The organism is Nonomuraea sp. NEAU-A123, assembly GCF_018603905.1.
Classification (GTDB): domain Bacteria; phylum Actinomycetota; class Actinomycetes; order Streptosporangiales; family Streptosporangiaceae; genus Nonomuraea.
Genome location: NZ_JAHFZZ010000019.1, coordinates 85257 through 97417, shown reverse-complemented (window position 1 = coordinate 97417; position 12161 = coordinate 85257). Strand labels below are relative to the sequence as shown.

Annotated in this window: 10 protein-coding genes; 6 read left to right on the top strand and 4 right to left on the bottom strand. The window is 70.9% G+C overall.

The window, feature by feature from the left end; translation table 11 throughout:
• Nucleotides 1–32: 32 nt before the first annotated feature.
• The 3 genes from KLK06_RS42895 to KLK06_RS42885 form a co-directional block, all read right to left on the bottom strand.
• Complete coding sequence (locus tag KLK06_RS42895) at nt 33–767, bottom strand: GntR family transcriptional regulator (RefSeq protein ID WP_214641464.1); 735 nt, start codon at nt 765–767, stop codon at nt 33–35.
• A 140-nt stretch (nt 768–907) separates the two neighbouring features.
• A complete protein-coding gene (locus KLK06_RS42890) occupies nt 908–2035 on the bottom strand; it encodes a S1 family peptidase (protein ID WP_250906880.1) in 1128 nt (375 codons plus the stop codon).
• Nucleotides 2036–2149: 114 nt separating this feature from the next.
• On the bottom strand, nt 2150–2707 hold the full coding sequence (locus tag KLK06_RS42885) for a TetR/AcrR family transcriptional regulator (RefSeq protein WP_214641463.1): 558 nt from the start codon (nt 2705–2707) through the stop codon (nt 2150–2152).
• A 55-nt stretch (nt 2708–2762) separates the two neighbouring features.
• On the opposite strand from KLK06_RS42885, the gene KLK06_RS42880 reads away from it, so the two are divergent.
• The 4 genes from KLK06_RS42880 to KLK06_RS42865 all read left to right on the top strand — a co-directional run bounded on the left by KLK06_RS42880 (nt 2763) and on the right by KLK06_RS42865 (nt 9393).
• Entirely contained in the window at nt 2763–5876 is a 3114-nt protein-coding gene (locus tag KLK06_RS42880; protein WP_214641462.1) for a bifunctional cytochrome P450/NADPH--P450 reductase, read from the top strand.
• Between the two features lie 179 nt (nt 5877–6055).
• Nucleotides 6056–6688, top strand: coding sequence for an ACT domain-containing protein (locus KLK06_RS42875; protein ID WP_214641461.1), 633 nt, complete (start codon nt 6056–6058; stop codon nt 6686–6688).
• 263 nt (nt 6689–6951) lie between these two features.
• Complete coding sequence (locus KLK06_RS42870; protein ID WP_214641460.1) at nt 6952–8115, top strand: acyl-CoA dehydrogenase family protein; 1164 nt, start codon at nt 6952–6954, stop codon at nt 8113–8115.
• 87 nt (nt 8116–8202) lie between these two features.
• A complete protein-coding gene (locus KLK06_RS42865; RefSeq protein WP_214641459.1) occupies nt 8203–9393 on the top strand; it encodes a hypothetical protein in 1191 nt (396 codons plus the stop codon).
• A gap of 27 nt (nt 9394–9420) precedes the next feature.
• On the opposite strand, the gene KLK06_RS42860 is transcribed toward KLK06_RS42865, so the two are convergent.
• Nucleotides 9421–9777, bottom strand: a complete 357-nt coding sequence (locus tag KLK06_RS42860) for a metalloregulator ArsR/SmtB family transcription factor (RefSeq protein ID WP_214641458.1) — start codon at nt 9775–9777, stop codon at nt 9421–9423.
• Between the two features lie 49 nt (nt 9778–9826).
• On the opposite strand from KLK06_RS42860, the gene KLK06_RS42855 reads away from it, so the two are divergent.
• Nucleotides 9827–10912: a cation diffusion facilitator family transporter gene (locus KLK06_RS42855; protein WP_214641457.1), complete on the top strand. Its 1086-nt coding sequence runs from the start codon at nt 9827–9829 to the stop codon at nt 10910–10912.
• A 43-nt stretch (nt 10913–10955) separates the two neighbouring features.
• The gene (locus KLK06_RS42850) at nt 10956–12149 is read left to right on the top strand and encodes an acyltransferase (RefSeq protein ID WP_214641456.1); all 1194 of its coding nucleotides are present in this window, start codon (nt 10956–10958) and stop codon (nt 12147–12149) included.
• Nucleotides 12150–12161: the final 12 nt, after the last annotated feature.

The following is a 12161-nucleotide window of genomic DNA, read 5'->3' as shown; positions in this document are numbered from 1 at the left end:
CGAAGCCCCAAGTCGTCGGGGGCGGGGAACGGTCAGCTGTGGTCGGTGGACCCGCTCAGGTCGGTCTCCACGTAGAAGCGCTCGGCACCGGCCGGAACGATCATTTCGAGGAGCTCGGCGATGTCTCCCTTACGGGTCCAGGTCTCGCGCAGCCAACGGAAGACGGGCGTACCCGGTGCGAGGCCGAACAGCGCCGCCTGGGTGTCGTCGAGCACGTACGGCTCCACGTACATGCGGGCCCGCACCAGCTCGACACCGCGGTCACGCAGGTAGGCGTGGGTGGTGAGGGGCTCCAGCGGCTGGTCGAGCAGGTCGGGGGCCAGCCGGAAGGGCAGCACGTGCAGCTCGGTGTTGAGCACGTGACCGTCCGCGCCCAGCTTGTGGCGCTCCATCTGGATGACGGCCTCCGCGTCCGGGACACCGGGCAGCCGCAGGCGCGCTCCCTGGGCGGGGAGCACCTGAGCGGAGATGACCTGATGATCCCCGTGCGTCTCCGGGCCCTGGATCAGCAGGCCGGTGAAGCGCAGGAGGTTGTGCTGGCCGATGGCCTGGGCGACGAAGCTGCCGCGCCGCCGGAACCGGACGATGAGCCCGGCGTCGGCGAGGTCCCGCAGGGCCCGCTGCACCGTGATGCGCGAGACCTCGAACTCCTCGCAGAGCTCGACCTCCGTGGGGATCCGGGTCCCGGGCCCCCACTGGCCACCACGGATGCGATCTTCCAGCGCCTTGCGGATCCGCACGTGGAGGAGAAGCTCGCGTCCTGACATGCCAAAATACTGGTTGTCGCCATAAGTTATGTCAATAGACGATTAGACATAACTTTTCATGGTGCGGGCGAGTGCGAGGCATGACACACGGAAAGCGTGCCCGGCGCAGAGGGGCGCCGGGCACGCGAGGAGAGCCGTCGTCAGCCCGTACGGAGGGTCAGTCCGTACACGCTGAGGATCTCGTTGACCGGCTGGAAGTAGGTCGTCCCGCCGCTGGTGCAGTTGCCGGAGCCGCCAGAGGTGACGCCCTGGGCCTGGCTGCCGGAGATGAACGGGCCGCCCGAGTCGCCGGGCTCGGCGCACACGTTCGTGCGGGTGAGGCCGGTGACGGTGCCCTGGGAGTACCTCACGGTGGCGTTGAGCTGCTGAACGGTCCCGCAGTGCCAGCCGGTGGTCGAACCGGAGCGGCAGATGGAGGAGCCGACGCCGGCCACGGTGGAGCCGCGGACGGTGACGTTCGCGCCGCCGGAGCCGCGTACGTACGGCGTGGCGGTGTTACCGGGGGCCGCGACCCAGGAGTAGTCGTTGCCCGGGAACGAGTAGCCCTGGAAGGTGCCCGTCGGGTTGGTGGTCGTGGCGGCGACCCGGCAGTGCCCGGCGGAGACGAAACCGGGGGTGGTGCCGCGGGTGATGGCGAAGCCGACACTGCACCGGGCGGAGCCGATGTAGTAGGGGGCGCCGCCGATGATGTTGATGAGGGTCTGCGGCTGCTCGCCGGAGACGGTCACGCGGACCGCGTTCCGGTCGACGCCGGCGGCGGTGGCGAGTGCGTCACCGGCCGCCTGCTGGCCGGCGACGATGACGACGCTGTTGGTGGTCACGTCGACGTACCACAGCGACGCGCCGGCCTTGGCCTGGTCCGACGCCCGGTCGATCTGGTCCTTGACCGCGGTGAGCTGGGCCAGCGCCCGCTGGACGAGTACGGGTTGGGCGCCCTTCGCCTCGATGGCGGCGGTGGTGGCGGGGTCGGTGGTGGCGACCAGGAGCTTGGAGGCGTCGCCGTTCAGCCAGGCTCCGCCGAAGGCGGCGCCGAGCGAGGAGGTCAGGGCGGCTTCGGTGGCGGCCGCGTGCCGCTCGTTCGCCAGGCGCGTGATGACCTGCTGCTCGGACAGGCCGAGGTCACGTTCCAGGGAGTCGATCACGGACGGCGGGGTCGACCCCGAGGGGACGGGATTGGGGGATGCCGCCGCGGCGGGGGTCAGGGGGGTGGTGGCCAGGCAGGCTGCCACGATGGTGGCGCCTAAGAGAGGCCAGCGCTTACTCCGCATGTGCACTCCTTTGTGGGGGTGCTTGTCAAGCTAGCGGTTGCTAGGGATTGGCATAGATGGCAAACGACCCCTATCACGGTGGTATGGCCCCCGGTGGGCGGACGATGCCGCTGGTCAGCCGCCCAGGCCGCGGATGATGAGGTCGATCGCCGTCTCGAAGGTCCGGTCGGCCTCCTCGGGGTCCTGGCCCTGCCCGATATGCCCGGCCGACTCGGCGAAGACCAGGCCGGTCACGAACCCGTACAGCACGTCCGCCGTCCGCCGCAGCTCGCTCTCCGGCACCCTCGCCGTCACCAGGATCGAGAACAGCACGTCCCACAGCCCGCCTGTCCGGCTGGCGATGACCTCCGGATGCGTGTGGACGTAGCGCCACATGTTCGGGTGGTCGCGCGACAGCCCGCGGTAGGCGTGCGCCAGCATGCGTACCCGTTCCGGCCAGGGGAGATCCTCTCCTGGCAGCTCCACGCGGAGCCCCTGCGTGGCGCAGATCTGCGAGATCAGCGCCGTCTTGCTCGCCACGTGGTGGTACAGCGACATGGGATTGACGTCCAGCTCGGCGGCCAGCTTGCGCATGGACAGCCCTTCCACGCCGCCCTCGTCCACCAGGCGCAACGCCGTGCGGTAGATCTCTTCGGGGGTCAGCGGGGTACCCCTGCGCGCGCTCACTGCCATACGCCGTATGGTAGCGTCAGCCATACGGTGTATGGCTACTTGATGGGAGTACTCAATGAGAGAGATCCCCGCCCCCCGAGGGATACCGGTCTTCGGCAACGCGCTCCAGGTGCCCTCGCATTCGCCCATCGCCTACTTCGAGCAGGTCGCGCGGGCGCATCCGGAGGGCATCTACCAGCTCGACCTGGTCGGCCGCCGGATCGTGGTGATCCACGATCCGGACCTGGTGGCCGAGGCGTGCGACGAGACGCGCTTCCGCAAGGAGATCAACCCGCCCCTGTCGATCGTCCGCGACTTCGCGGGTGACGGGCTGTTCACGGCCCGGCCGGACGAGCCCGTCTGGGGCCACGCGCACCGGATCCTGATGCCGGCCTTCAGCCAGCGGTCGATGAAGGCGTACTACCCGCAGATGCTGGAGGTCGCCGAGCAGCTCGTCGCGTCCTGGGCGGGACGGCCGGGGCAGGATCTGCCGGTGGCCGACGACATGACCCGGCTCACCCTCGACACGATCTCGCTGACCGGCTTCGGCTACCACTTCGACTCCTTCGACTCGCCGGAGCTGCACCCGTTCCTGACCGCGATGGGCGGCGCGCTGACCGAGGCGATGCTGCGCAACCAGCAGCTCCCCGTCGTCACCAAGCTCAGGCGCAAGCAGGAGGTCGGCTACCGGGCCGACATCGAGCTGATGCGCGAGCTGGTCGACGACGTGATCAGGCGGCGCCGCGCGGAGGGCGGCACGGCCACGAAGGACCTGCTCGGCCTGATGCTGGAGGCCTCCGACCCGCAGACCGGCGCCCGGCTGTCCGACGAGAACATCCGCAACCAGGTCCTCACCTTCCTGATCGCCGGGCACGAGACCACCAGCGGCCTGCTCTCCTTCGCGCTGTACAACCTGCTGCGCGACCCCCACACCCTCGCGCTGGCCTACGACGAGGTCGACCGGCTGCTGCCGGGCGACGAGCCGCCGACTTACGAGACGGTCATGAAGCTGGACGTGATCTCCCGGATCCTGGAGGAGACACTGCGCTCCTGGTCCCCGATCCCGGCCATCAGCGTGAACGCCATCGAGGACACCACCCTGGGAGGCGAGTACGAGGTGCCGGCGGGGACCCCGGTCGTCATCCTGCTGCCGTCGCTGCACCGCAACCCGAAGGCGTGGGAGCGCCCCGACGAGTTCGACATCGACCGCTGGCTGCCCGAGAACAAGCGCCACCACCACCCCGCCGCCTACAAGCCGTTCGGCAACGGCGAGCGGGCCTGCATCGGCCGCCAGTTCGCGCTCACCGAGGCCAGGCTGGCGTTGGCGATGATCCTGCGCCGCTTCGCCGTCTCCGACCCCGCCGTCTACAAGATGAAGATCAAGCAGACGCTCACCCTGAAGCCCGACGGGTTCACCGTCCGGGTCCGCGAGCGCCGGCCCCACGAGCGCGCCGCCGTGCTCGAGCAGCCGGTCGAGGCGGCCGAGCAGCAGGACATCGCCGTCACCGGCGTCGCGCTCACCGTCGCCTACGGCTCCAACCTGGGCACCTGCGCCGACATCGCCGAGCGGCTGGCCGAGCGCGCCGGACGGGCCGGCTTCGCGACCACGCTGACCACCCTCGACGAGCTCGACCCGCCCAGCGACGGGCTGCTCCTCGTGGTCGCCTCCTCCTACAACGGCAAGGCGCCGGACAACGCCCAGCGCTTCGACGCGCTGGAGGAGCTGCCCGACCTGTCGGGTGTCCGGCTGGCGCTGCTGGGCTGCGGCAACACCCAGTGGCCCACGTACCAGGACTTCCCCCGCCGCGCCTTCGCCAAGCTGACGGCGGCCGGTGCCGTACCCCTGATCGAGCGGGGCGAGGCCGACGCCGACGGCGACTTCGACGGTGACGTGTCGGCGTGGACCGCCAAGCTGTGGGCGGCGACGGCGGAGGAGTACAGCGCGTCGGCCGCCGACGCCGGGCCGCGCTACCAGATGGAGGTGCTCAGCGAGGCGGAGGTGCGGCCCTCGGTCGTCTCCGCGCGGGCCTTCCCGCTGACCGTGGTGTCCAACGAGGAGCTGACCGGCGACCCGGCCGGGCTGTGGGACTTCTCGCTGGAGGCGCCGCGTCCCGGCGTCCGGTCGATCGTGGCCAGGCTGCCCGAGGACGTGACCTACTCGGCGGGCGACCACGTGGCCGCCTTCGCCAAGAACGACCCGGAGCTGGTGGAGTGGGCGCTGCGCTGCCTGCGCGTCCCCCGCGAGCAGGTGGTACGGCTGCGCACCAGCGGGGCCACGCACCTGCCCGTGGACACGCCGGTGACGGCCGGGCTGCTGCTGACCGAGTTCGCCGAGCTTCAGGAGGTGGCCACCAGATCGGACCTGGAGGCCCTGGCCGCGCACACCTCGTGCCCGTGGACGCGGGGCCAGCTCGACGCGCTGACCGCCGGCTACGCCGACGAGATCCTGGCCAAGCGGGTCTCGCCCCTGGCGCTGCTCGACCGCTTCCCGGCGATCGAGCTGCCGCTGCCGGTCTTCCTGGAGATGGCCGGGCCGATCAGGCCGCGCTACTACTCCGTCTCCTCCTCGCCGCTGGCCGACCCCGGGCTGGTCAGGATCACCGTCGGGCTGGTGGAGGGGCCCGCCTGGTCGGGCAGCGGCGAGTACCGCGGGATGTGCTCGGCCTACCTGGCCGGGCTGGCTCCCGGAGAGACCTTCTACGGCTACATCCGGGTGCCCGCGCCGCCGTTCCGGCTGCCCGAGGACCCCGCCACGCCGGTGGTCCTCGTCGGTCCGGGCACCGGGTTCGCGCCGCTGCGGGGATTCCTGGAGGAGCGGGCGCTGACCGGGGCCACCGGGCGGGCCGAGGTGTTCGCCGGGTGCCGCCATCCCGCGCACGACTGGCTCTACCGGGCCGAGGTGGAGGACTGGGCGGCGGCTGACGGGGTGCACGTGACCATGGCCTACTCGGCGGTGCCCGGGCATCCGTACCGGTTCGTACAGGACGCGGTCGCCGCGCGGGCGGAGGAGGTGTGGGAGCTGCTGGAGGCGGGCGCGCACGTGTACGTCTGCGGCGACGGGCTGCGCATGGCGCCCGCGGTGCGGCGGGCGTTGCTCGCGATCCACCGGGACAAGACCGGCGCGGACGGAGCGGGATGGCTGGCCACTCTGGAGGAGCAGGGCCGTTACCAGCAGGACGTGTTCGCGTGATCTCCACGCTCTTGGGCGCCGCCTGCGGAAAGCCGCAGGTGGCGCTGGGCGAACCTTTATCGTCAATGCCGGGTTAGCGGTCCATCCTTGGATATAACCGCAGCATGCATGACATATACGTGGAACATGCTGGAAACCTTCCGCGGGCACTGTGAGAGCCTCTTGAAAGGGGGCGGGTCATGCTGCTCAGAGTGAGGGTGTCGCTGCCGGACCGGCCCGGGGGCCTGGGCCAGGTCGCGCGGGCGCTTGGCGCGTTGGGCGCCGACATTCTGCAGGTCACCGTGCTGGAACGGGAGACGGGCCGGGCGGTGGACGACTTCACGGTGTCCTGGCCGGGGACGGCGACCGCGGACGAGGTGCGCGACCGGCTCTCCGCCGTGCCGGGCGTACGCGTCGAGGGCGCCTGGCCGACCAAGGACATGCCGGGCTCGGCGCCCGACTACGACCTGCTGATGCACGTCGCGTCGGAGCCGTCGCGGGGGATCGCGACACTGGTGGACGCGCTGCCGGGGCTCTGCGGCGCGGAGTGGTCGCTGGCGCTGGCGGGTGACGTCGTCCGCCATGCCAGCGTGGCCGCGCCGACGGCGTTCGCGCTGTCCGAACCGCCGCCGCTCAGGGCCGCCACGCGGGCGGCCGACGATCTGCGGCTGATGCTGCTGCCGGTGGCCACCCATGGGCTGCACGTGGTCGTGGCACGCGCGGAGGGGCCGCATTTCCACCGCGCCGAACTCGAACGCGCCGCCCGCATCGTCGCCGTCGTCTCCAAACTCTCCCCGGTGCTCCCCACACCGATCTCCGAAGCCAGCCGCTGACCGCCCCTGCCGACAGACCGTTTGATCAGCGGCCGGCGACAGACCTCTTCTGCCGTCGGCCGCTGATCGGCGTTTCCGGCGACGGACCTTTCCGTGGTCGGCGTCTTTAACGACAAGCGCTTTTCTGTACGGCCAGCCCGGTGGGCCCCACCCGCCCTACAGGGCTGAGGTCTGTCCAGGGGGACGCTCCTCCGGTGGGCGGGGCCGGGGTTTTCGACGCGCGTATTCTTGGCCCCGGCCGTGGTTTTTCTGAGGAGGAGCCGGTGGATTTCGAGCTGAGCGATGAGCAGAGGGCCTTCCGGGAGACCCTGCGGGCGTTCGTCGACAAAGAGATCATGCCCGTCGCCATCGAGTGGGAGCACTCCGGGCGCTACCCCACCGAGATCGTGGACAAGATGAAGGCGATGGGGCTCTTCGGGCTGACGGTGCCCGAGGAGTATGGCGGGCTCGGGGCGGACATGGTGTCGTTCGCCCTGGTCTTCGAGGAGATCGCCCGGGGGTGGATGGGGGTCGCCGGGACCATCGGGTCTCATTCGCTGGCCTGCTGGATGATCGCTCGGCACGGGACCGAGGAGCAGAAGTCGCGCTTTCTCGCCGACCTGGCCACCGGGGCCCGCCGTACCGGGATCGCGCTCACCGAGCCCGGAGCCGGGACGGATCTGCAGGGGATTCAGACCCGGGCGGTCCGTGATGGGGACCACTATGTGGTGACCGGCACCAAGACGTGGATCACCAACGCCCGCCATGCCGACCCGCTGCCCGTACTGGTGAAGACGTCCGTCACCGAGCCCGCGCACAAGGGGATGTCGGTGTTGCTCGTCGATCCGGCGGCCGAGGGGTTCGGGGTCAGCCGGGATCTGCCCAAGCTCGGCTACAAGGGGACCGAGACGTGCGAGGTCGTGCTCGACGGCGTACGCGTACCCGTGGACGCGCTGCTCGGCGGGGTCGAGGGGCGCGGCATGCAGCAGGTGCTCGGCGGGCTGGAGATCGGGCGGATCAACATCGCCGCCCGCGCGGTCGGCGTCGCCCAGGCCGCCTACGACGCCGCGATCGGCTACGCCCGTGAGCGGAACGCCTTCGGTCAGCCCATCGCCGACTTCCAGGCCGTACAGCTCAAACTGGCCGACATGGCGACCGAGATCCAGGCGGCCAGGCTGCTGACCTACTGGGCGGCCTCGCAGGCCGACAGCGGGAAGCGGGTCGACATGGAGGCGGGGATGGCCAAATACTTCGCCTCCGAGGTGGCGTTGAAGGCCTCGCTGGAGTCGATGCGCATTCACGGTGGTTATGGCTATTCGCAGGAGTTCGTCGTCGAGCGGCTCTACCGGGACGCGCCGCTGATGGCCATCGGCGAGGGGACCAACGACGTCCAGCGGCTGGTCATCGCCCGCTCGCTCGTCTCCGGCAAGAACCACATCGGCTGGTGATGTCCGCATCCGGACACCATCGGTCCTGGGCGGGGCCGGAATTCGTCATGGGGTAAAGAGCCATCCCCTTGACGAAGGAGTCCCGAAATGGCACTCGTCAGCCGAACATTCACCATCTGCGCCGCCGCGGTCTCGCTGGTCGTCCTGGCCGCGGTTCCCTCCTCCGCGACCACGTGGACCGTCACTCCCACCCCGGGAGGTGACCTGAGCAGGCTGAACGCGGTCTCCGCGACGGCCGCGAACAACGCCTGGGCCGTGGGCACCGCCTACGACTTCGGTCTGGGCGCCGAGCGGACGCTGATCGAGCGCTGGAACGGGACCTCCTGGTCCCGCGTCACCAGCCCGAACGGCTCCCAGCTCTACAACCAGCTCTATGGCGTGGACGGCGTCTCCGCCACGAGCGCCTGGGCGGTCGGCTCGATCGAGACCGCCCACGGCACCAACGGCGGCGGTGACGGGCCGAAGAAGGCGGCGGCCTGGCGCTGGAACGGCACCGCCTGGAGCATCGTCGACCTGCCCAAACCGGCCAACACCCCGAAGGTGACCGGCGTCGACATGCTCTCCGCCACCGACGCCTGGGCCGTCGGCTGGTACTACGAGTCACTCACCCCGACCGCGCGCGGCGTCCCGTACACGGCCCACTGGAACGGCTCCTCCTGGACCGAGGTGGACGCCCCCGCCCCCGGCGGCTACCTGAACTCCGTCACCAGCGTCTCCGGCACCTCGCCCACGGACGTGTGGGCCGTCGGCAACTGGCGCGACAGGGGCTCGGGGCAGGTCTACCACCCGTTCGCGCTGCACTGGAACGGCTCGGCCTGGGCGCAGGTGACCGTGCCCGACCCGGTGGGCGGGGCCGGGGGGTCGCTGCTCAGCGTCAAGGCGATCTCCCCGGCCGACGTGTGGGCCACCGGCTACCGTGACTACCGCACGCCCGCCGCGTTCCACTACGACGGAACGTCCTGGACCGAGACGCCGCTGCCCGCGCTCGGCGGCACCGGCAACACCTTCCTGTACAGCGTCACCGCGACCGCGCCAGACCAGGTGTGGGCCGTCGGATACACCTCGGCGGGAGCGACCACGCCCGCGCCGCTGGTGATGCGCTGGAACGGCACCGCCTGGCGGCTCGAGACGCCGCCCGCGACCGAGGCCGGGGGCCTTCTGTCGGCGGTGACCGCCGTGCCGGGCGCCGTGCTCGCGGTCGGCTCCCAGACCGTGTTCTCCAGCTCGACCGGGTCCTGGACCGACAGGACCCTCGGCCTGCGGGGGAGCGGGAGCTAGCCGGCTCGGTCCGCGGAGCAGTGGGAGCTAGTCGTGCGGGGGTAGCCCGGAGACCTCGTGGTCGGCGTGGAAGAGGGCTTCGGAGATGAGGGCGCGGACGTGGCCGTCGCGGGCGCGGTAGAGCACGCGGCGGCCGTCCCTGCGGGTGTCGACCAGGCCCGCCAGGCGGAGCTTGGCCAGGTGCTGGGAGACCGACGGGCGGGCCACGCCGACCGCCTCCGAGAGCGAGTTCACGTCCAGCTCGCCTGACGACAGTTGCCACATGAGCCGGAGCCGGGTGGCGTCGCTGAGCATGCGGAACGCGTCGACGGCGCTGTTCACCTGCGCGGGAGTGGGTTGCTCTTGCGCTTGGGTGGCACCTGAGACGTTGTCGCGTGCGTACATGACTACATATAGTGGCTTGCGCGGATTCGTCGTGCAAGTGAGGAGTGCTATGACCGGTCAGCACGATTCCAGCCCTCCAGCGGGACCCGAGCACGGTCACGGTCACGGTCACGGACATGGACACGGGCCTGAGGGCAAGCGTGGGGTCGGCGGGATCAAGGGGCTGGTTTCGAAGGTCGGGCATGCCGTCGCGCCGCACAGCCACGACAGTGCCGACAAAACCGACGCCGCTCTGGAGAGCAGCAGTCGCGGGCTGCGCGTGCTGGCCGTCTCGTTCGGCGTGCTGCTGGTCACCGCCGCCGTCCAGGCCGTGATCGTCGTCATGTCCGGCTCCGTCGCGCTGCTCGGCGACACGCTGCACAACGTCGCCGACGCGCTCACCGCCGTGCCGCTCGCGATCGCGTTCTCGCTCGGCCGCCGCGCCGCCACCCGCCGCTTCACCTACGGGTACGGCAGGGCCGAGGACCTCGCCGGCATCGCCATCGTGCTGATCATCGCCGCCTCCGCCGGGCTGGCCGGATACCAGGCGATCACGCGGCTGTTCCACCCGCAGGACATGCGGGCCGTCGGGTGGGTCGCCGCGGCGGCCGTGGTGGGGTTCCTCGGCAACGAGTGGGTGGCCCGCTACCGGATCGGGGTCGGCAGAGAGATCGGCTCCGCCGCGCTGGTCGCCGACGGGCTGCACGCCAGGACCGACGGCTTCACCTCGCTCGCCGTGCTCATCGGCGCGGGCGGCGCGGCGCTGGGCTTCCCCCTCGCCGACCCGATCGTCGGGCTGCTCATCACCGTCGCCATCTGCTTCGTGCTGCGGGACGCCGCCCGCGAGATCTACCACCGGCTGATGGACGCCGTCGACCCGGCCCTCGTCGACGAGGCCGAGGCCATCCTGGGCGGCGTCGAGGGAGTCGAACGCGTCGGCTCCGTACGGCTGCGCTGGATCGGCCACGCGCTGCACGCCGAGGTGGACATCCTGGTGAGCCACAATCTCTCGCTCGTGGACGCGCACGCGGTGGCGGTGGCGGCCGAACACCGCCTCATCCACGAACTGCCCAAACTACGCGCCGCCACCGTACACACCGACCCGCACGGGCCGGCCGGCGCCGACCACCACGCCCCGCTGACCAGCCACCGCTGAAAGCCGGGGCATCACCGGTCCGGGCCAGGGTAGGTTGTCGCGAGTGCCGATCGCCCCCACCACGACTCAGTCCAGTACGACTCACGCCCCGGCCCGCCTTGCCTGGCTCGACGCCCTGCGCGGCATCGGGGCGCTCGCGGTGGTGGCCGAACACCTGCTGCCGTGGTTCCTGCCGGCGCTGCGGCCGTACTGGTTCAATCTCGGTGTCTACGGCATTCTGGTGTTCTTCCTGGTCAGTGGCTACATCATTCCGATGTCGCTGGAGCGGCACGGCGATCTGCGGGCGTTCTGGGTCAGCCGGGTCTTCCGGCTCTACCCGCTCTACCTCGCCGTGGCCGCCCTGGTGCTGGCGGCGGCCTGGTGGGTGCCGGTGCGCGAGGCCGTGCCCCGCGACGGGACGGCCGTGGCGGCGCACGCGACGATGCTGCTCGACGTGGTGGGCGTCGGCGGTGTCGCCGACACCATGTGGACGCTCTCGTACGAGATGGTGTTCTACCTGCTGGTCACCGCGCTGTTCGTGACGCGGCAGCATGAGCGGAGCGGCCTGTTCGCGGTGCTGTTCGCCGCAGGGTCGGTGATCGTCGGGCTGCTGCTCGCCGGGGCCGTGCTGGACGGCGGCTGGCTCGCCTACGCCTCAGGCGCTGTGTTCTTCGCCGGGCTGGCGTGCGTGATCTCGGGCAGGTTCCGTACGCAGGCCGCCTGCGTGCTGGGTCTGATGGCGGTGGCGCTGCTGATCCTGGGCGGTCGGGTGCCGTGGATGGGTGTGGCCGTGCTGAGCGTGATGTTCGCCGGGACCGCGATCCAGCGGTGGGAGCGCGGCACGGGCGGGCTGTGGCCGGTGGCCGCCACCGCGGCACTGGTCGCGCTGGCCCCCGTCTGGGCGATCGAGTCGGGCTGGTGGTGGGTCGAGCCGGATGTGTGGATCACCACGATCGTGCTGGCCGGGGTGACGTTCGCGGGCGGGATGGCGTTGCGCGACAAGCGGGTGCCGAGGGTGCTGACCTGGCTCGGGCTGATCAGCTACTCGCTCTACCTGGTGCACCATCCGCTGCTGAAGTTCTTCGTCGAGGTGAGTGGCGACCTGCGCCGGTCGCCGTTGCCGCTGCAGCTCGGGATGGCCGTGCTGGCCATGACGCTGGTCCTGCTGGCCAGCGCCCTGGCGTACCGCTTCATCGAGAAGCCGATGCAGGCATTCGGCCGCCGAAGGCGGTGGCGTTCCTCTGGGTCCACGGGGTGAAGACGTGGCCCG